Source organism: Marinomonas transparens (assembly GCF_016463975.1).
GTDB classification, from domain to species: domain Bacteria; phylum Pseudomonadota; class Gammaproteobacteria; order Pseudomonadales; family Marinomonadaceae; genus Marinomonas; species Marinomonas transparens.
The window spans coordinates 54,370-76,163 of sequence record NZ_JAEMNX010000021.1 but is presented as its reverse complement, the minus strand read 5'-3'; the positions used below and the strand labels follow the sequence as shown (position 1 = coordinate 76,163).

Genomic DNA, 21,794 nt, shown 5'->3' with positions numbered 1-21,794 from the left:
TCTATAGAGCTGATTAAGAGAAAAATATGACAGTTTACTTTATCGGTGCCGGCCCTGGTGATCCTGATTTAATGACGGTGAAAGCGGTAAAAACCATCGAGCGTTGTGCGGTGATTCTTTATGCTGGCTCCCTCATTCCAACACAAGTGATCGACAGTGTAAGGGGCACGGCGGAAGCGATTTACGATACCGCTGAAATGAATCTTGATGAAACCACGGCGGTGATAGAAAAAGCCGCGAAAGAAGGCAAAGATGTCGCCCGTTTACAGTCTGGTGACCCTGCTTTGTATGGTGCCATAGGTGAACAAATCCGTCGTTTAGAATCGCTTGATATTGATTATGAAGTCATCCCCGGTGTGAGCGCCGTAGCGGCATCGGCAGCATTGCTGAAAAAAGAGCTGACGCTTTCCGGTGTATCGCAAACCGTGATTATGACTCGCTATGAAGGCAAAACCCCTTTCCCAGAAAGAGAGCGTTTACCGGCATTGGCACAAAGCGGTGCGACCTTGGCGATTCATCTTGGAATCACGCGAATTCATAAAATAGTCGATGAACTGATCCCCCATTATGGCGAAGATTGCCCAGTGGCGGTGTGCTATCGTACCAGCTGGCCAGATCAGGATTATGTGGTGGGCACTTTGGCGGATATTGTGGCGAAAGTGAGAGAGAAAAAATTCACTCGTACCAGTTTGATATTGGTCGGGAAAGTACTGGATACGGATGATTTTGATGATTCTTATTTGTATGACAAAGGGCAAGCTCATATTTTCCGAAAAATACACAAGCCTAAAAAGGATTAACCCATGCAATTAAATAAAATACCGACAACGATTGTGACTGGCTTTTTAGGAAGCGGTAAAACCACTTTGCTTTCTAATGTTTTGAAGCAAGCCGCAGGCAAACGTATCGCTGTGATTGTGAATGAGTTTGGTGAACTAGACATCGACTCTGATTTATTACGTTCTTGTCCATTAGATTGTCCAGAAGACGAGCAAGACTCAGGTTCGCGCGGTGACGATGGTTTTTATGAACTGGCTAATGGTTGCATCTGTTGCACCGTGGAAGAAGAGTTTTTACCTGTGATGGAACAGCTTGTGGCCCGTCGTGATGACATTGACCACATTTTGATTGAAACCAGTGGTCTGGCCTTGCCAAAGCCTTTGGTTCAAGCGTTTAACTGGCCGGGCATTAAAGAATATTGCACCGTGGATGCGGTGATTACTGTTGTTGATGGTGCGGCGGTTGCAGCGGGGCGTTTCGCTCATGATGAAGGTAAAGTACAAGCCCAACGTGAAGCCGACGAAAGCCTTGATCACGATCCGAGTTTACAAGAATTATTAGATGATCAACTTAGTGCCGCTGATTTGGTTGTGGTCACTAAAAACGATTTATTAGATGAAGAGTCTCGTACTCGTGTTCAAAAAGTCATCGCCCACGAAGTACCAAGTTCAGTAAAAACTGTTTATATCGAAAATGGTGAAGCGGCATTAGACGTTTTGCTTGGCATTGATGCCGCGTCGGAAACTCGTATCAACGACATACATAATCATCATGATCATCACCATGCCCATGGAGAACATCATGACCACGCCCATGACCATTTCGATTCGTTTGTGGTGAAGTTGGGTGAAGTACAATCGGACTTGCTCGAAGAAACCTTGAATCTGCTGGTGGAGAAATACAATATTTTCCGAGTAAAGGGGTTTGCTGCGGTTCATGGTAAGCCAATGCGCCAAGTGTTTCAGGTGGTTGGTTCCCGTGTAGAGCGCCATTTTGATCGCTTGTGGTTACCAGAAGACATTCGTCAAACTCAATTGGTCTTTATTGGTAAAGGCATTGATAAAGAGGTCGTAGAAGGCGCATTGAACGACGCTCTTAGCGCTTAATTAGGAAACCATGGTAGGGGAAAGAGTTAAGTGCATTTGCTGGCGGCTAAACCGGGTGGATTTGTTGACGACGAAGGCATTGTCGATTTAGGACAAAGCCCGGCGGACATTGTGGTTTTGGCCGCGGCGGATTCGGTTTTGGGGGCGTTAGGCAGTGCCCTTGATCAATTATCCGAAGCGCACACCTTGCCCAGTGTGCGCCTCGCCAATTGGATGCAGTTGGTGAAACCTGCCGCTTATGATCTGTATGAACATAAGGTGCTAGAGTACGCCAAAGTGATTGTGGTGTCTTTGCTCGGTGGTGAACATTATTGGGCCTACGGATTTGCGCAATTACAGGCTTGGTCTCAAGCCAAAGCAGGTCGAACCTTAATTCTAGTGCCCGGTGATGACACGCCAGACCCCGCATTGATGCAAGCCTCTACTTGCCAAATGGAAGACGCCCATCGAGTATGGCGCTATTTCCGTGAAAGCGGTCAGCGTAACAGTGAACAGTTTTTTCTCTTTTTAGCCTCTGAGTTTTTTCAATGCCAGTTTGATTGGCAAGAGCCCGCCCCTTTACCCAGTGCCTTGATCTACCATCAAGGTCATGCTTCTAGCTTGAATGAATGGAAACACTATTATCAGCCGGCATTGGCGGCTCAGCCTGTGGTGCTGGTGGTGTTTTATCGTTCCCATTTACAAAGCGGTAATACGGCCATGTTTGATGGTTTGCTAGACATTATTGAGCAAGAAGGTTTGGTGCCTTTGGCCATTGCCGTGAGTTCTCTAAAAGACGATGTGTCTGTGGGCTTAATTGAAACGCTGGCGGAACAAACCAATGCTAAGGTGATTTTGAACACCACAGGGTTTGCGGCCAATCGAGTGGGCAGCCCTGATCTTGCTTCTGAGCCGACGGATTTTCAGTCGGCCTTTGCCTCGCCGATTCCTGTGTTACAGCTTGTTTTATCTGGCAGTACCCAAGAAGACTGGCAGGAACAAAGCCAAGGTTTGCGTAGCCGAGATGTGGCCATGCAAATTGTGTTGCCAGAGATGGATGGCCGCATTATTACCCGCGCTGTCAGTTTTAAAGCCCTGAGTCATTATAATGAAGCCGCCCAAGTGGATTTGGTCCGTTACGAGCTTCACCCAGAACGGGCGATATTTGTTGCCCAATTGGCCAAACGTTATGCAATTTTGGCCAGTAAGAAAAATGCCGAAAAGCGCGTTGCGTTTGTGTTGGCGAATTACCCAACCAAAGATGGCCGTATTGGGAATGGGGTTGGGTTGGATACGCCTGCGTCTACGGTGAGTTTGCTCAAAGCATTAGAGCGGGAGGGGTATCCGATTAGCGATATTCCAGAACAGGGCAATGCCTTGATTGAAGCATTACTGGGGGCGGTCACCAACAACCCCAACACCTTGCACGAAAGAGGCTGTTGGCAAAGTTTGTCACTGGAAGATTATCTCCAGTATTTTTACCAGTTGCCGTTGGCATGCCAAACGGCGGTTTGGGATCGCTGGGGGCCACCAGAAGACGATCATAAATGCCGAGAACAAAACGGTCAGCGGCGCATTATGTTGGCAGGCATTCGCCTTGGGGAGACTTTCGTTGGTATTCAGCCAGCCCGTGGTTTTAACCTTGATCTTGCGGCGAATTACCATGACCCTGACCTGATTCCACCGCATAGCTATTTGGCTTTTTACTTTTGGCTTCGCCATGTTTATAAGGTTGATGCGTTTGTGCATGTTGGCAAACATGGCAACTTAGAATGGTTGCCGGGAAAAGGCACGGCTTTATCGGATCTGTGTTGGCCGGACATTGCCCTTGGCCCTATGCCGAATTTTTACCCTTTTATTGTTAATGATCCGGGGGAAGGGGCACAAGCTAAGCGACGTACTCAGGCGACGATTATTGACCATCTGATGCCACCGATGACTCGCGCTGAAACTTACGGTGATATGGCGGATTTAGAAAATCTAGTCGATGAATATTACCAAGCCATGGGTATGGATGTGCGTCGGGAAACCTGGCTGCGCGAGCAAATTCTCAAGAAAGTCCAAGAGTCCCATTTGCTTGAAGAGCTCACTGGCGTAACGAGTAAGGGGACGGAATCGGTTGATGATGATTTGGTCTTGGAAGAATTGGATACGTATTTGTGTGAGATAAAAGAGGCACAAATTCGCCATGGTTTGCACCGCCTTGGGGAGCTGCCTGAAGAGGATAAGTTGGCCGACACGCTGGTGGCTTTGCTGCGTTTGCCTCGGGGTAATGACTCGACAAGTCAGGGCATATTGCATGCTTTGGTGGACGATTTTGCGCTTCATCAAGCGGATTTCGACCCTATGTTAAGCGTTAGAACGCCTTGGTTAGGGGCGAAGCCTGCGCGGTTATTGTCTTTGAGTGATGCGGATTGGCGAACCCATGCGGACACCAAAGAACGCCTTGAATTGTTTGCCAAACAATTGGTTTTAGTCCATTTGATTCAAGGCCAGTCGGTTGATGAATTAGCCAACACTTTGCCACAAACGGCGATACTCTTATCTCACGCGAAAGTGACTTTAATGGCAGCATTGGAAAAAAGTGCTGAGGATGAAATTCAAGCGGTATTAAAAGGTTTGGCGGGTGGTTTTATTCCACCGGGGCCAAGTGGTGCGCCAACCCGTGGGCGTTTGGATACCTTGCCGACAGGACGTAATTTTTTCTCTGTGGATAATCGAGCCATTCCGTCACCTGCGGCGTGGGCCATTGGTCAAAAATCCGCTGAAGCTTTGATCCAGCGACATTTGCAAGAACATGGGGATTACCCAAAAGATTTAGGTTTGTCCGTGTGGGGCACGGCGACCATGCGAACGGGCGGTGATGATATTGCCCAAGCATTCGCATTAATGGGGGTTCGGCCTATTTGGGCACCGGGCTCGAATCGAGTGACGGACTTTGAGATTCTGTCGTGTATGCAGCTTGGTCGCCCTAGGGTGGATGTGACGCTACGCGTATCGGGTTTTTTCCGTGATGCTTTTGCCAATGTGATGCGCCTTTATGATTCGGCGGTGCAGGCAATAGCCGAGTATTCTGAACCGGGTAATGGCAATGTGATTCGGGCTAATGTACAAGCCAGAAAGCAGCGTTTATTAGACCAAGGGATGGAAGAAGAGCAAGCTAATCGACAAGCGTCGTATCGAGTGTTTGGTAGTAAACCCGGGGCGTATGGGGCAGGCTTGCAAGGTTTGATCGATGAACGCTGTTGGGATACCAAGGCGGATTTGGCTGAGGCCTATGTTAATTGGGGGGGCTATGCGTATGATGGCCGTTATTTGTCATCAGACAGTCAGTCATCAGGTGATTCAGCGTCAGGGAATCAAGATGGTGTCGAGGCGAAGTCCGCTTTTATTGAACGCTTGTCTCAATTGGATGCGGTGGTGCAGAACCAAGACAATCGTGAACACGATATTTTGGATTCGGATGATTACTATCAGTTCCAAGGGGGCATGACGAATGCGGTGACGGCCTTTAGTGGGCAAGCGCCGAGTGTTTATCATAGCGATCACTCGAACCCTAGTGCACCGAAGATTCGTACCCTAAAAGAAGAGCTGAATCGGGTGGTGCGGTCTCGGGTGTTGAACCCCAAATGGATTGACGCCATGCAAACCCATGGCTATAAAGGCGCGTTTGAAATGACGGCCACGGTGGATTATTTATTTGCCTACGATGCCACTACGGATTTAGTAGCGGATTATCAATATGAGCAGGTTACGGATCGTTTATTGCTCGATCCAGACAATCAAGCGTTTATGCGCGATAATAACCCCCATGCGTTGGAAGAGATGGGGGAACGTCTTTTAGAGGCGATTCAACGGGGCATGTGGCAAAATGCCGATGGCCATCGTGAAAAAATTCAATCCTTGTTGCTTGATTTAGATCAGCAACAGGAGCAAGGGCAGTGATCTACCATGAAGAATTCAATACAGAAAACTTGGGCAGAAGTTTGCTGAGATTACCATACATGACGGATGACGATCAGAGTCGATAAGAAGAGAGAAACAATGAGTGATACAAGACCAGTCAAAAAACAGGGCATTATGATTTGTGGCCACGGTAGCCGTGATAAAGATGCAGAACGTGAATTTGGCTTAGTGGCAAAAGGATTAAAAGAACGCTTTCCAGATTTGCCTGTGGAATATGGCTTTTTGGAATTTTCGGCTCCGAATATTCATATGGGATTAAACAGTTTGTTGGCCCAAGGGGTGGAAGAAATTTATGCGGTGCCGGGGATGCTTTTTGCAGCGACTCATGCCAAGAACGATATTCCTTCTGTATTGACGACGTATGAAGAAAAGAACCAAGGTCTTCATGTTACTTATGGTCGTGAATTAGGTTTGCAAGACGACATGATTGAAGCTTTCCAAGCGCGTATTTATGAGTCTCTTGGGCTGGACCCTGTTAACCCACCAGAAAACCTTTATGACACCTTATTGGTGGTGGTGGGCCGTGGTACATCGGATACCTCTGCCAATGCTGAAGCGGCCAAACTAACCCGCATTGTGAGTGAAAATATGGGCTTTGGTTGGTCTGATACTGTGTACTCTGGTGTGACTTATCCATCCGTTGGTGTGGGCTTAGAGAACCTCATGAAGCTGGGTTACAAGCGTATTGTGGTGGCGCCTTATTTCTTGTTCACAGGCCGACTCATTAAGCGTATTCAAGGCTATGTGGATAAAGTCGCACAGGCGAACCCTGAGATTGAGTTTATCCAAACGCCTTATTTAAGTGACCACCCACGAGTGATTGATGCGTTTCAAAACCGTGTGGAAGAGATCATGCAGGGGGAATTGCAAACGGGTGAAGAAACACTAATGAACTCCTTTAAACGTCGTCTTGCCGCTGGGGAGGTGGATGTTCACCATCATCATGCTGAATTTGTTGATCCGCAGGATGATACACAAGGTTTGTCTGAGTCTGATCATAGTCACTCCCATGATGATCATAGCCATGGGCATTCCCATAGCCACGATCATTCTCATAGCCATTCCCATGATGATCATAGCCACGACCATTCTCACTCCCATAGCCATGGGCACAGTCATGGTGTGTACAAACACATAGGCCACCCAATGGGGCCGAGAACCATGATAGGTGAAGGGGTATGTTGTTGTTTCATGGGGCAATTTACCGAAGAAATTCTTGAAGAAGAAAAACATCGTATCGATGGGGATTGTACGAAAACCGCATTGGCCCACTGAAGTGGTTTAATAAATCTGTACCAATCGATAGGTGTTAAAATCTACCCATTGATAGGGTAAATAGATTATGAACAGAAGAAACTTTAGTTCTGAATTTTAAATAGAGTCTGCCTGTTTGGTACTTGATCAGAGCTATAACATCAGTGAGGATTGCCACTCTGTTGGCATTGCTGAAACAGTATTCCTACACTGGATTACTCAACTGAAGCAGGAACGCCAAGGTGACATTTCCTTTGATAGTAAAGCTTTAACTCCAGAACAGTAAAAAAACCAAGAATTAGACGCTAAAATTAAATGAATAGAACGGCAGAAAGAAATTCTAAAAAGCTACTGCTTTCTTAATGTCGGGCGCAATGAAACCTTCATTCTAATGGACCATTTCAAAGATGACTTGAGAAGTAAAAAGAAACTTTATAGACTGCATAGAGAATTAGTTTACTCCGCTCGCTAATTTTCTATGCAGTCTGTACTTTTTTAAGAGCTGCCCAAAGCTAGGATAAACTGCATTTTTTGGGGGGAATTGATGTGAAATCTATAATAGCTTAGGTGTATCCCTTTTTATGAATAGCTTAAAAGCGCTTTCAAAATTAGCAAAAACGTATAATGTTTTTATTGCAATTTCGGTCCTTTTAAGTTTACTTGCTTTTGCCTTTCAAACATCTAGGTTTAATTGTAAAGAGTTAGACATCATTTCCATGGCTCGCGATGGTAATTTACTCGTCCATGCTTTGGGAGGGGAGCTTAAGCTTGATAAGACGAAGGGCACATTTTCAGTACATTGTGATGCTAGATTGAGTAAAAATAGAGACATATGTGGTCTTACATTTAGGGTTACTTCAGATAAAGCACTTGGTGTTTCTTTAGAAAGTTTCAGTGAACTTCATACACATGTAATAACCAAGTCTACCCTTCCTAATTATAATCAAAGAACTCGAGTTGTTATTAAAAGCTTGATTGACCCTGAGATAGTTAAATCTATCAAGTCTATTCAATCAGACAAGCACAAATATCATGCTGTTAGAGTACAGGGTAATGGTGATCTTATTATTCCTCTATCCCGGTTTAGGGTAGAAACCTGGTGGGAAGATGAGAATAATGTTCCTTTCGAACTCTCAGATGTTAATGTGAAGTCTGTTGTGAATATCGAATTTTTTGTTAATGAAATACCATTAAAAGCATCTGGAATATACAGCATAGATGTCTCTCAACTCATGCTGTTTGGTAAAATGGTAAAAGAGGCTGAATTTTATAAAACGCTTTCTTTGTTTTGGTTATTAATCGCAGGCGGTATGCTTTTTCGCTTCTTATACTCACAATTTCTCGCTTATAACAAGTTCAAAAAACAAGCGCTTAATGATCCATACTGCTCATTATTAAATACTTTTGGTTTTAAAATTCACTATGCTGATTTAGTAGGGAAAAATGCGACTGTATATCGTATTCGTATTACTAATTGGCATAACTTGGTCCAGCATTTTGGGCTTGGTATTGCACATGACTTACTTCAAGAAGTAGTAAAGAGAAGCCAACTTATCTTTTCCTCAAAATTTTTTTTAGGCTCCCGGTTAGCCAATGATGAGCTGGTATTTATTAAGAAGGGAGAGCGTTTTTCAAATGATAATGAAGCGGCTTTTCTAGAGGTTTTCTTGTCGCCTATTACGGTTCCTGAACTAGGAGACCTGTGCTTAGATATTAAGGTAGGGGTTAGTTCGGAAAAAAAATTGCCTAGGAATAGGAAGGAAGTACTTGAACGTGCAGCGCTGTCGATACAAGCGATTTTACATGAAAATATGAATCTACAAATTTACAGTAGTGAAGTTGGTCGTATAGCGGAAAATAAAGTACATATAGAAAGTCGGATAAAATTGGCTTTGGAGAAAGATGCCTTTAATTTACTTTATATGCCTATTTTTGACTCTTCAGCGAATAAAATAGTCGGGGTAGAAGCATTATTACGCTGTACTTTTCCAGATTTGAATGCCCTTTCGCCTGAGGTTTATATTTCTATTGCGGAAGAAACAGGCCTTATTCGTGATATAGATTTAATGGTGATTGAAAAAGCGCTAAAAGACTTTTCTATGGCAGGGTTTGATGAAGATTTTGAATTGTCTGTTAATATTTCTTCAAAAGAATTACTGGATACTTCCTTTGTTAGTCATTTTGAACGGCTGGTTAATAACAGTGGCGTGTCAGCAGAGCGCTTATGTATTGAAGTGACTGAAACTTTCTTATTAGATATTGACCCAGTTTCTATTAAGACGATTGAAAAAATTAGGGCGATAGGCTGTAAAGTTTCTTTGGATGATTTTGGTACAGGCTATACGTCTTTTCAACAGCTGGTGCATTTCCCAGTTGATGAAATTAAAATAGATCGAAGTTTTGTTAATGAAATAGGAAAGGCAGGCTACGATGCCATTATTAACTCCCTTCTCTCAATTGCTTCTGCATATAAATATAAAGTAGTGGCAGAAGGTGTTGAAAATATAGAGGTGTATCAGTCTTTATTGAAGAAAGGCTGTAGTTTGTTCCAGGGATATTATATTTCTAAACCGGTACCATTAGCAGAAATTATCCCGCTAGGAAAAAGAATTTCGGAAGAAGGTTTGTAATATTTCCGGAGAGGAGTGGAAGAGGCCTCTTCTACTCCTTTTGCTCATTATAAAGTTAAATGCGATTAAGCAATTCTGTTTTTTTCGAGTCGTATTCACTTTCAGAAATAGCACCCGCATCCTTGAGTTTGGCTAGCTTTTCTATTATCTGCAAGGTCTCATCGACGGACAATAGGCTAGGAATGCCAGTGTTTACTTGGGGGACATCATTGTCTTGAAGGCTATTTTGTATTGTGTTTTGCGTTGGTTCAGCAAAATTATTCTGTGGTGTTGATGCAATACCTGCCCCTGAAATTATAGGTAAGCTGTGCACGGCAATCGTGCCATATTGGCTACTAAAGGTAAGAGAGTCGTTATTACCTTGTTGCTGACTTACTCCACCTATATTGTTGTCTAAGGTATCATATACCGTGACTTGATTATTAAACTCAACGGCTAAACGATTTGGAAACACAGCATAGCGGGTGTTGTTTTGTGCGCCACTGCTAAAGGGTTGGCCTAAGTCGCTTGGCCACCATTGACTGCTTCCAGGTGTTCCAGCAGGAATAGGAATAAAGACTTGTAGGCTGGCAAGACCATGAGCAAGATCATTACACAAGTTATCTACCGTCATTTTTAAACCATGGTTAAACATATCACCCACCATGGTCATGCCACCGCGCATCCATTGACCTGAACCGCCCAGCTCCGAGCAATTAAACTGTGCCATGCTGCCAGATCCGTTATTGACAGAAATTAGCATATGCATGACGGCATCGTAACTGAGGTTGTATTTAGCGCTGAGACTATTGACGAGTTGTTGCCCGTCTTGAGTAAGGTTTTGCATAGTTATTGCTCTCTAAAATAAGTGGATGGACGGAGAGCTGGTCTCTTACAATAGGCGATTGTTGGCTTATTTTGAGAGGTGGTCAGCATCGTGCTGATGTGCAGGTTCCGTAATGCGCGCAGTCTACCATAATGCTGATGAACAAAATGCGGCTAAATCGTTTATTTTTCAAACAATTATTGTTGGCTTTATTTAACCAAGAAAAAGCGCTTAATGCTTTTAATAAATAACCCTGCTCTAATCTAACAAAGCAGGGTTATGGGTAACATATTGGAGGAATTAAAGAGTGAAAGGGCGGTCGCCGTCTTCGTCTTTAATGCGAGTTGGTAGGCCCATGTCGTTTAGCAAACCTAGGAAAGGTTTCGGGTCGAGTTGTTCGACATTGCGCATTTCTTTTGCGTCCCATATGCCATTGGCCACAAGGATGGCTGCGGCAACGGGTGGTACGCCTGCCGTGTAAGAAATACCTTGGCTGCCCACTTCGTTATACGCTTCTTTGTGGTCGGCCACGTTGTAGATGAACACTTCTTTGTCTTTGCCGTCTTTTTTGCCTTTGACCACATCGCCAATGCAGGTTTTACCTGTGTATTCAGGGGCCAAGGAAGAAGGGTCTGGAAGCACTGCTTTGACGACTTTTAACGGTACGACTTCTAAGCCTTCTGCGGTGGTGACAGGTTGCTCCGACAGTAGACCTAAGTTTTTCAAGACAGTGAACACGTTGATATAGTGCTCACCAAAGCCCATCCAAAAGCGTACGTTTGGCACGTCTAGGTTTTGTGACAGTGAGTGAACTTCATCATGGCCTGTCATGTAGGTGGTTTGAGAGCCGACAACTGGCAGGTCGTCAGTACGGCTTATTTCAAACATTTTGTTGGTTTGCCATGCGCTGTTTTGCCAAGAGTAGACGCGACCGGTAAATTCACGGAAGTTGATCTCTGGATCGAAGTTAGTGGCGAAATATTTGCCATGGCTACCCGCGTTTACGTCGATAATGTCGATAGAGTCAACAGAATCTAGGTGGTCGTTGTAAGCCAATGCAGCATAAGCATTGACCACACCCGGATCAAAGCCGACACCCAAAATAGCGGTGATGCCTTTTTCTTTGCAGGCGTCACGGCGTTTCCATTCGTAGTTAGCGTACCAAGGTGGGTTTTCGCAAATTTTAGCGGGGTCTTCATGAATGGCGGTGTCTAGGTAAGCGGCACCCGTTTCCATGCAGGCTTCTAGGACAGACATGTTAACGAATGCCGAGCCAACGTTAATCACGATTTGTGATTCTGTTTCTTGAATCAGTTTAATAGTAGCCGGTATATCAAGAGCATTAAGGGCGAATGCTTGAATGCGACCCTCAACTTTCATGCTACCTTTTTCGAGGACACTGGATACAATATCGTCGCATTTATCGACGCTGCGTGAAGCAATTGCGATATTGCCCAGTGTATCGTTGTGTTGGGCGCATTTGTGGGCTACGACTCTAGCCACGCCTCCGCCGCCTATGATTAGGACATTTTTTTTCATGGTTTAGTTCTCTCTAAAAAATTCAATAGCCTTCGGCTAATTAAGATAAATTCTGTTCAAAATCCTGATAATCAAACTCTCTTACCAGTTCGATATTGCCATCTAGTTGTCGTATGGCAATGGAGGGCATTTTCACACCGTTAAACCAGTTTTTCTTCACCATGGTATAGCCCGCCGCGTCTTGGAAAGAGAGTCGGTCGCCAACGTCTAGTGCGTTATCAAATTTGAATTCGCCAAAAATATCGCCAGCTAAACAAGATTTACCACATACCATGTATTCATGGTCACCTTCGCAAGGAGCCATTTTGGCATTTTCACGATAAATCAGTAGATCGAGCATGTGAGCTTCGATGGAACTGTCGACAATGGCTAGATTTTTGCCATTGAAGAGGGTGTCTAATACTGTGACTTCCAATGTGGTGCTATTGGTGATCGCCGCTTCGCCGGGTTCTAAATACACCTGTATATTGTATGTCTCTGAAAAGGCTTTTAGGCGTTGGCAAAAACGATCCAATGGATAGCCTTCGCCCGTAAAATGAATACCGCCACCAAGACTGACCCATTTTACTTTTTGGATAAGGTGACCAAAGCGTTCTTCTATTAGTGTTAACATTTCATCGAACCGTTCGAAGCTATTGTTCTCGCAGTTGTTATGGAACATAAAGCCGGAGATATCATGGATGACAGTTTCAATCTTTTCTGGGTTCCATTCGCCAAGGCGGCTAAATGGACGAGCAGGATCGGCGATGATGAATTCAGAGGTACTGACTTGTGGGTTTACTCGTAAACCGCGAATGGTGTTTGCGCTTTGGTTTTTAAAGCGATTGAGCTGGCTTATAGAGTTAAAGATGATTTTGTCGCTGTTTTCGAGTACTTCGGCAACTTCATCATCAGCATAGGCTACACTGTAGGCGTGAGTTTCTCCTTGGAACTTGCGCTTGCCAAGTTTAACCTCATATAGCGAAGAAGACGTGGTTCCATCCATGTACTCTTGCATTAAGTCAAACACAGACCAAGTAGCAAAACATTTAAGTGCCAGTAATGACTTGGCTCCAGAATGCTGGCGCACGTAAGCAATCTTTTCTAAATTCTTTAAAAGATTGGCTTTATCAATGAGGTAATAGGGCGTCTGGATCATGGCAAGCTGTCCGAATTTTAAAGGCGTGTATTCTAGTGCAAAGCTAGGGGTATTTTCTAGCTCTATAAGGCCATTCTATCGTGCTTTTGATGACACTTTATAGTGGGCACGGAGACATAGGGCTTGAGATATAAAATGACGGGTCTACAATGCAGGCAGATTTAAGTGTCGCGGCTTATTAATAGTATATAAGGAACATCTTAGTATGTTGATTTTGGTTATCGGGTTAGTAATCTTTTTTAGTCTGCATTCCGTCAGGATGTTAATGCCAAACTGGCGAGAGTCAAGTATGGCGCGTCATGGTGTGATGCGCTGGCGTATGCGTTATGGATTGATCACTTTATTAGCGGGCGCTTTTATTGTGATGGGCTTTATCCAGATGCGAGCATCACCTATTTGGTTGTGGTTCCCGCCTATTTGGACTTATCACCTGGCTGCCTTAATTATGCTTTTATCACTTTTTTTTGTGGGCTCTGCCATAGTGCCAAAAACCACAATGAAACGAAAACTGGGCTACCCTCTGTTAATTGCTATAAAGCTTTGGGCTTTTGCACATCTAATTAGCAATGGCTCTTTAGCGGATGTGATGGTTTTCGGTAGTTTTTTGATATGGTCTATTGCTTGTTTTGCCGTTTATCGTCGTCGTGACAGAAAAGCCGGTGTTGTTTATGATGATTTTGATGAATCCAGTATTCCGTTTAACTTAGCAGCGTTTGTTTTCACTATGCTTTCTTGGTTTGCTATTGTTTTCTTTCTTCATCTGGCGGTTATTGGTGTTTCGCCACTGATGTAATGTCTTTGATTCGTTAAAATCAAAAACGCCCTGTTAGAGTATGCTAACAGGGCGTTTTCGTTTGCAGTGAGACCTTTCCACGACGACTGTGCTTGCCAATATTTTGTTAAAAACAGACTAAAATTACTCCTTTATAACCCATAAACGCGGCTTTGGCATCCTCGGCAATGGCTCCTGCATTGCCCTATTAACCACATCCGTGTGGCTATGCATCGTCTTAACACTTACATCCATGTAAGTGTTTGCTTTTTCGTCTATTTTTGCCTTGTCTTGGTATCGCTCGTGACTTAGTGCAAAGGTCTCACTGTATTTGGATTATGTTCTGAAGTTGTTGATGTGTTTTATTAAGTCATCGGCTAGGGTTTTTAGTTCTTCGGCGCGGGAAGCACTTTCAGAAGCAAGCACGACCAGTGCAGAGGAGCCCTGTTGGATGTCTGCTGTATTCTGGTTAACTTCCGCAGTAACGCTGGTTTGTTCCTCTGTCGCGGTCGCGATTTGTGCAGCGCGATCATTGATGGTGGTTACTGATTGCTGAATCTTATCTAGACTCAATTTTGCTTCGTTAACATCCTCGACACTGCCTTCTGCCTTATCATGACTGAGCTGGATTTTTGCCACTGCATCCTTAGTAGTGCTTTGCAGGGCTTCAATCATTTTTTGGATTTCTTCAATAGAGCTGTAAGTACGTTGTGATAATACGCGTACTTCGTCGGCCACCACGGCGAACCCTCGGCCTTGTTCACCGGCGCGTGCAGCTTCAATGGCGGCGTTTAATGCGAGTAAGTTAGTTTGTTCTGCAATGCCGGAAATGGTCGTTAAAATGGCATTAATACCATCGGCGTTATTACTGACACTATTAATAACCTCGGCGACGCCTTGAATGTCTTCAGCGAGAGCTCGGATACTGTCTTGACTTTTTAATACCTGATTTTGGCCTATATTACTGGCCGCTACTGTTTCATCGGCGTTATTGGCGGTATTCGTAGCGTTACCTGCAATTTCTTGAGTGGCTAGTGACATTTCATGTATCGCCGTGGCCACCATAGAAATATTGTGCTGTTGCTCCTCCAGTTTTAATGCACTCTCTTGAGAAGAGTCATGGGCGGCATTAGCTTGACCGGATAGGTCATGACCAATTTTTTTTAAGTGTGTAATGGTTCCCTGTAGCAGCGCGACGAATTGGTTGAAATTGTCGACGAGTACGGCAATTTCATCTTTAGAACTGACGATTAGACGCTGGGTTAAGTCTCCGTCTCCTTCGGCAATCTGTTTCATACTATCTGACACACGGCGCAAGTCTCTCAATAAATAGCGCGTTACCTGCATAACGATGAGAGAAGCTAATATCAGCAGCACAATAACAGCGATGACTATACTGGTGCCGAGATTAATGAGTGGTGCATCTAGAATGTTTTTATTCATCATTAAACCCAGCACCCATGGGCTATTTTGTATTTGGCTAGCGTACATATAGGTATTGCTATCACCAAGCATGAGCTCGGTGAATTTGGCATTCTGACGCACATCGCTAAAAAAGTTTTTATTTAGGGTTGGAGATAACTCCACTGCGTCTTTTAGAATGAGGTCTTTTTGTGGGTGAGCAATGATTTTTCCTGCTCCGTCAAAGAGTGTGCTATAGCCATCACCCAACACATTCATCGCGGTAATTTTACCTAATAAATCATCTAGAAATACCAGGCCGCCAATAGCACCTTTGAATTCCCCGTTAATAATAATAGGTTCTACAAAGGTCATAGATAACTTTTTGGTTGAGGAGGAAATATAAGGATTGGTGACATAAGCTGTTTTCTTCGCCTTGGCGTCTTTATACCACCCACGAACACGAGGGTCATAGCCCGCACTATTAAGGGACGGGTCATGGCGATACATGGCACCATTTTCTAGCCCTAAAAAGGTCATTCCAAAACTCAGACTGCCTTGGGCTTGTTGAAGAATGTTGAGAACATCCTGTTCATTGACGTTAGGAGCTGCTTGAAGAGAGGCTTCTAGCTTTTCTCTGACGGTAGTCATTGTAGTGCTGCGATCATCAGACCAACTATTAATGTAGGTCGAAATAGCGTCAGCTTGAGAACTGGCTTCAGACTTTATGCGAGTGTTGCTGGAGTTAGTGAAATCATAAAAGGACACCCCTCCGACGCCAATGGCAATGATGATGGCGACAATGATGGCTTGTAACATGATTTTCGACTGTAGTGAGAGGTGCATAAAGTGCTCCAATGTTGGATGTTTTTGTCCACTATTTTTTGAAGTATAGTGCAAGACGCGCTCTAGATTTTTTGAACTAATAGACTCTAACAACTAAAATAGTATTTTCCTGTTAATTTTTTGTAACAAGAGCGAACGGTTGCCACTGTAGGCTGACAGTTTTTTTGTCTCTGTGCTATTGTCCGCGTCCTTTTTATTGTTAATGAATTGATAGGTAAAGCAAGATGATTTGCGGTTTCGATTATGGAACGTCCAATTGCGCGTTAGGTGTATCTCAGGGCTCGAATGTTCAATTGGTAACACTAGAAGGAAATCATACTTTTTTACCCTCGACTGTCTATGCTCTAGATCGTGACTTAATAACCGAGTCCGTAGGGCGAAATATACAGGAACAACAGGCTAAAAAAGCCTTTGTGGAATCTCGTCGTAATGCTTTAACTCGTGCGCAACGAGCGCGTTATGAAGAAGATATTGATGATAATGATCAGGTCTTATTTTTTGGCCGCGAAGCTTTTGAAGAGTACTTCCAATGGCCTGAAGATGGCTATTTTGTAAAATCCCCTAAATCCTTTCTAGGCGGCACAGGCTTGCGCACCGAGCACATCAATTTCTTTGAAGATGTAGTCGCCGCTATGATGCAAAACATCAAGCAAAGAGCAGAAAAACAACTCGGAGAAGAGATTACCCATACGGTGATTGGTCGTCCTGTTAACTTCCAAGGGATTGATGCCGAAGCCAGTAACCGTCAAGCGTTAGAAATACTGACAGCCGCAGGTAAACGAGCGGGCTTCAAAGAGATTGAGTTTTTATACGAGCCGATTGCTGCAGGTTTGGATTTTGAGGCGAAGCTCATCGAAAACAAAACCGTACTGGTGGTGGATATTGGTGGTGGTACAACAGACTGTGCCATGGTCCGAATGGGGCCAGAATATGTGGTTAAAGACGATAGGAGCCATGATTTTTTAGGTCATACCGGTGAGCGAGTCGGAGGGAATGATTTAGATATCCGTATTGCAGGTAAGCATTTAATGCCTTTATTCGGCATGGATTCTACTCTGAAAAACGGTTTGCCCATGCCAACGCAAATGTATTGGAATGCGGTGACGACCAATGATGTATCGGCCATTGCGACCTTTAATAGTATGGAAACTCGTAATCAAATAGAGCAATTACGTTTAGACGCGAGTGAACCGAAATTGATTGAACGTTTTCTGCTTATGAGGGAAGAAAAGCAGAATTATCATATTGTGAGAAATGCAGAGGAAGCTAAAATCGCGCTGTCTGAGATCATCGATCATAGGGTGCTGATGGATTATATTGAAGCAGGTTTAGAGACATCCATTACCCGCGAGGCTCTGGCAAAATCGATTGAGCCGCCATTAGAAAGAATGCTACAGCTAATGACATCCGTTATTGAGCAAGCGGGAGAACAGCCTGATTTGATCTATATGACAGGTGGTTCGGCGAAATCCCCCGTAATACGTGATGCAATACAGCAATGTATAGGAAATATTCCTGTTTTAGATGGTGATCACTTTGGTAGTGTCGCGGCTGGGCTAACGGTTTGGTCACAGCGGGTTTTTAGGTGAATCATTGTTAGCCTAGACTCAATCGATGGTTAACTAAGGCGTGATCAATAGGTCGTTGGTGTTTTTCCGTTTTCCAGTGAAAATGGGAAAAATAAGAGAAATTACACTATAACGTCTTTTTATTAAATTAGCCCGTGGTAAAGTTTTCTGGAATTGGCCTGTTTAATAATACAAGAGCTGACAATCTTTAAATTTGAGTGGATGCAGAATGGTTAACCAACAATTGGTACGGGGTAAGACTAAAACAGTGAGGAGCATGATAAGAAAATATCTTTTAGGTCTTTTTTTGTTGTCTGGAGGGCAGGCTTATGCTGTTGAGTACTTTTTTTCAGCGACCTTAGATAACGATCTTTTTGTTGGTGAGGACAGTGGTTACACGAATGGCATTTATTTTTCACTTTACGATGTCTACGGGCAGGGTGACCCATTAAAGAAGCCAAGTATATGGGTGTGGCCTCTGATGTGGAGCATGCCGAGTGGATCAACTTACGGCATAGTTAATGTTAATAGCTTAGGTCAGGTTTTAACAACGGCTGAGGACATATCACAAGTTAACCCTCCTGAAGGCTCTTTACCTTATTCTGGTTTGCTAAATTATACTAATGCCTATATTAAAATTGGCTCCAATTATGCGGATTGGGTAAGTACCTCTGTGGGATTGGTAGGACCCAAAGCAAAGGGTGAGCAAACGCAAAAAGCAGTTCATAAAGCAATTGGAGCTAAAGAGCCAAAGGGTTGGGATACCCAATTAAAAAATGAAGTTGTGTTTGGCTTTTCTCGCGGTCGTGCTTTGCGTGTTTTGGCATCCAGTTCGGATACATTTGATGTCGTAGCGGGTGGACAGATTGCGGTAGGAACGCTAAGAAGTGGGGCTAATGCTGGATTTATGTTGCGAGTTGGGCAGAATCTACAGGAGTCCTATTCAACGGTCTTGTTAGCCAATGCTAGGGCTTCTAATCCGATTGCGGTAAATAATGGTTGGTTTGCTTATGCTGGCGTCCTATTGAATTATGATGCCAATAGCATTTTTACTGACGGGAATACTTTTCGGGATAGCCGTTCTATAGATTATGATCATACCTACAACGTATTTACAACGGGATTGAGTTATTCTCTTGGAGGGCATGGCGCCATTACTTTCGCGTACAATACGTCATTTAACAAAAGAGACGAAGTGGATACCAATAATAGTATTCAAACTGAGAAGCTTAATCGCTATGGGACGTTAACTATAGCATGGCAACTTTAAATGGCTTGTATCTCGGTGTTAATGTATTCGAGTGTTTTTTAAGAAAATTAGAGGAAGATAATGTTTAGTCATGTGGTATTAGGGTCGAATGATGTAGACGCATCAAAAGTATTTTATGATGCGATTTTAGGGGCTTTAGGTCATCAGTCTGGCGTTATAGACCCTAAAGGGCGTGCTCTTTATTGGACAGATAGTGGCGTTCTTATTATCACCAAACCTATTAATGGTGAGCTTGCTACTTTTGGGAATGGCAGTACGTTTGGATTTTCGGCTAAATCAACGGATGAAGTTGATGCCTGGCACGCAGCAGGGGTAGCAAATGGTGGAACCAGTTGTGAAGATGCGCCGGGTATTCGAGAGGGCAACGGCAGAAAGCTATATTTGGCTTATTTGCGTGATCCATCAGGCAATAAAATTTGCTCAGTGTTTGAAATTAAATAATAGGTCTCAACAGATTAAAAACTAAAAAGCCAGACACTTAATAAAGTGTCTGGCTTTTTTATCGGTATTTTGCGTTGTGTTGTTTAAAGATTAAGCCGCAGAAGTAGCTTGTACCGTGTTTGAATATTTCTTATGACCAATTACGAAAATGACTAAGAAGATCGCTAGTCCAATTAATTGAATCCACAAGTCAAGCTTTGGCCAGAGCATCATTCCTGAGGCAATCAGCACGAGCAAGCGTGGAAGAATTGACAATTTATCTTCTAGGTAACCTTCCATTGCTGCTACCAAAGCATACATACCAAAGATGGCAAAAATAGTAAGGCGTAGTAGCGTTTCTGCGTCGCCACCAATCAATGGCGTATAGGCCATTAGAAGCGGTACGATATAGAGGCCTTTTGCCAATTTCCAAGCCGTTACGCCAGTCCTCATCGGTGGGGTCTTAGCAATGGCGGCAGCGGCAAAAGCAGTGAGACAAACTGGCGGTGTGACGTTACTATCTTGAGATAGCCAAAAAATGATCATATGGGCTGTTACTAGAATCATAGCGACGCTTTCAGCGCCTAAGGCTTGATTCATCAGCATGCTTTTAAAGTCACCTGGAATTTGAGCTAGCAGAGCAGCGGCTTGATCCATTGACATTCCTTGCGCTAAAGCCGTGAGAGCGGATGGGTCAGCCAACATGAAAACGGCGCTTGCTGCCTGCGGTAAGGTTCCCGAAGCCATCATTTCCAGTAGTTGGCTTTCTGCGATAAGGTTGAATAAGGCTGGAGCCGATAAGGTGCCTAGTACGATATAAGACGCAGTAACAGGTAACCCCATTCCCAAAATGAGAGAGGCGATAGCCACTAATAGTATTGTGAAGAAAAGACTTCCTCCCGCCCAATCGGTAATGAGCAATGAAAAAGTATTGCCAACCCCAGTGGTGCTGATGACGTTAACCACTAAACCTATACCTACTAATAGCACAGCAGTAGTCGACATGTTTTTCGCGCCTTGCGCCATGGCATCCAAAATAGCCGTAGGCCCCATACGGTGTTCTTTGGATAACCAAGAGGACACTATAACCGCGAGCACGCTTAGTCCTGCTGCATAGGTTGGTGTGAAGCCTTGAATTAATAGGGTGACTAATACCGCAAGGGGGACAATGTGATGCCAGCCTTCTTTTAATACTTGAGTAATAGATATGCCATTGTCTTCTGTCGCGATGACTTTACTGCGCTTGGCTTCAACTCGTACGAAGAACCCGACAGATAAGAAATATAGTAAAGCAGGAATGGCGGCAACACTGATAATGGTGACATAGGATACTTGTGTATAAGACGCCATAATGAATGCACCAGCGCCCATCACCGGAGGCATGAGTTGTCCGCCAGTTGAGGCGGCGGCTTCAATACCTGCGGCAAAGCGAGCAGGGAAGCCAGCTTTACGCATTAAAGGGATGGTTATGACACCAGTAGAAACGGTATTAGCAACGGAGGAACCGGAGACAGAACCCATGAGTCCTGAGCCTAGTACAGCAACAAAGCCTGGTCCGCCAATCATCTTGCTAGCGAGAGTGCGCGATAGGGCGATGATAAAATCGCCAGCGCCGGATTTGACTAAGAATGCGCCAAATAGAATGAACATGAAGACGAAGCTCCATGAAATTCTAGAGATAGATCCAAACATACCATCGGTACTAAAGAAGCTACGATATAAAAGCGTCTCAACACTTAATCCTGGGAAGGAAAATGCACCGCCTATCCATTTCCCCCAGAGTACAACATAGGTCAGCGCGACGATAATCAGCAAGGGAATAAACCAACCGCTGGTGCGGCGAATTAATTCTAGAGCGAGTAAAATGCTAATCGAGGAGACGATCCAATCTCCAGTATCAAACGTCACTCCTCTTGCGTAGAGCGCATCTTCAAAAAAGACAATGTAAAGCACCATGCCGACTAGTGCGATGACAATCAAGGCATCACATATTAAAGCAACTTTACTGTCTCGCCATTTTGGGTTAGCTGGAATTAATAATGCGCATAAGGTGCCGAAGCCAGCGAAATGGAAGGCCGAAACCCAAAGCTCGGGAAGGGTGCCGATGGTATTGATATAGATGTGCGCGACGGCTAGGAAAATAGAAATAGCAAACACAAAACGATTGAGCCTAGAGCTGGATCGGTGTTTGGTTTCGAAGTCGTCAAGGTTGATTTCGTTGTCTGTAGGCGTTGGTGAGTGAGATAAAGCGTTCATGGAACAGCTACCTTTCTTTTGTACTGTATAGGGCGGTGGGGTGTGAGATGAAAGCAGTAAAAAA

General features: G+C 44.1%; 15 protein-coding genes. 10 read left to right on the top strand and 5 right to left on the bottom strand.

The genetic code is table 11. The annotated features are described in order from the left end of the window. Window positions 1-26: 26 nt before the first annotated feature. From cobM to I8J31_RS15915, 6 genes are all read left to right on the top strand, one after another. On the top strand, window positions 27-800 hold the full coding sequence (cobM, locus tag I8J31_RS15940; RefSeq protein WP_199469571.1) for a precorrin-4 C(11)-methyltransferase: 774 nt from the start codon (window positions 27-29) through the stop codon (window positions 798-800). 3 nt (window positions 801-803) lie between these two features. Then, entirely contained in the window at window positions 804-1,886 is a 1,083-nt protein-coding gene (gene cobW / locus I8J31_RS15935; protein WP_199469570.1) for a cobalamin biosynthesis protein CobW, read from the top strand. A 30-nt stretch (window positions 1,887-1,916) separates the two neighbouring features. Further along, entirely contained in the window at window positions 1,917-5,810 is a 3,894-nt protein-coding gene (cobN, locus tag I8J31_RS15930) for a cobaltochelatase subunit CobN (RefSeq protein ID WP_199469569.1), read from the top strand. A gap of 99 nt (window positions 5,811-5,909) precedes the next feature. Then, window positions 5,910-7,106, top strand: a complete 1,197-nt coding sequence (locus I8J31_RS15925) for a sirohydrochlorin chelatase (protein WP_199469568.1) — start codon at window positions 5,910-5,912, stop codon at window positions 7,104-7,106. Between the two features lie 115 nt (window positions 7,107-7,221). Then, window positions 7,222-7,371, top strand: coding sequence for a hypothetical protein (locus tag I8J31_RS15920; RefSeq protein WP_199469567.1), 150 nt, complete (start codon window positions 7,222-7,224; stop codon window positions 7,369-7,371). A 295-nt stretch (window positions 7,372-7,666) separates the two neighbouring features. Then, complete coding sequence (locus I8J31_RS15915) at window positions 7,667-9,715, top strand: EAL domain-containing protein (RefSeq protein WP_199469566.1); 2,049 nt, start codon at window positions 7,667-7,669, stop codon at window positions 9,713-9,715. Between the two features lie 55 nt (window positions 9,716-9,770). On the opposite strand, the gene I8J31_RS15910 is transcribed toward I8J31_RS15915, so the two are convergent. From I8J31_RS15910 to nspC, 3 genes are all read right to left on the bottom strand, one after another. Beyond that, window positions 9,771-10,541, bottom strand: a complete 771-nt coding sequence (locus I8J31_RS15910) for an SHOCT domain-containing protein (protein ID WP_199469565.1) — start codon at window positions 10,539-10,541, stop codon at window positions 9,771-9,773. Between the two features lie 279 nt (window positions 10,542-10,820). Continuing rightward, the gene (locus I8J31_RS15905) at window positions 10,821-12,059 is read right to left on the bottom strand and encodes a saccharopine dehydrogenase family protein (RefSeq protein WP_199469564.1); all 1,239 of its coding nucleotides are present in this window, start codon (window positions 12,057-12,059) and stop codon (window positions 10,821-10,823) included. A gap of 40 nt (window positions 12,060-12,099) precedes the next feature. After that, window positions 12,100-13,197 carry a carboxynorspermidine decarboxylase gene (nspC, locus tag I8J31_RS15900; RefSeq protein WP_199469563.1) on the bottom strand — a complete coding sequence of 366 codons (1,098 nt, stop codon included), beginning with the start codon at window positions 13,195-13,197 and terminating at the stop codon, window positions 12,100-12,102. Between the two features lie 205 nt (window positions 13,198-13,402). On the opposite strand from nspC, the gene I8J31_RS15895 reads away from it, so the two are divergent. Beyond that, window positions 13,403-13,990 (top strand): NnrU family protein, encoded by a 588-nt coding sequence (locus I8J31_RS15895; RefSeq protein ID WP_199469562.1) that lies wholly within the window; start codon window positions 13,403-13,405, stop codon window positions 13,988-13,990. A gap of 315 nt (window positions 13,991-14,305) precedes the next feature. Here I8J31_RS15895 and I8J31_RS15890 read toward each other — a convergent pair whose 3' ends face one another. Then, a complete protein-coding gene (locus I8J31_RS15890) occupies window positions 14,306-16,216 on the bottom strand; it encodes a methyl-accepting chemotaxis protein (RefSeq protein ID WP_199469561.1) in 1,911 nt (636 codons plus the stop codon). Between the two features lie 224 nt (window positions 16,217-16,440). Here I8J31_RS15890 and yegD point away from each other — a divergent pair, with 224 nt between their 5' ends. The 3 genes from yegD to I8J31_RS15875 all read left to right on the top strand — a co-directional run bounded on the left by yegD (window position 16,441) and on the right by I8J31_RS15875 (window position 19,495). Beyond that, entirely contained in the window at window positions 16,441-17,805 is a 1,365-nt protein-coding gene (gene yegD, locus I8J31_RS15885) for a molecular chaperone (protein WP_199469560.1), read from the top strand. A gap of 256 nt (window positions 17,806-18,061) precedes the next feature. After that, on the top strand, window positions 18,062-19,054 hold the full coding sequence (locus tag I8J31_RS15880) for a lipid A deacylase LpxR family protein (protein WP_199469559.1): 993 nt from the start codon (window positions 18,062-18,064) through the stop codon (window positions 19,052-19,054). 60 nt (window positions 19,055-19,114) lie between these two features. After that, window positions 19,115-19,495, top strand: coding sequence for a VOC family protein (locus I8J31_RS15875; protein ID WP_199469558.1), 381 nt, complete (start codon window positions 19,115-19,117; stop codon window positions 19,493-19,495). Between the two features lie 90 nt (window positions 19,496-19,585). Here I8J31_RS15875 and I8J31_RS15870 read toward each other — a convergent pair whose 3' ends face one another. Further along, the gene (locus I8J31_RS15870; RefSeq protein WP_199469557.1) at window positions 19,586-21,730 is read right to left on the bottom strand and encodes a TRAP transporter permease; all 2,145 of its coding nucleotides are present in this window, start codon (window positions 21,728-21,730) and stop codon (window positions 19,586-19,588) included. Window positions 21,731-21,794: the final 64 nt, after the last annotated feature.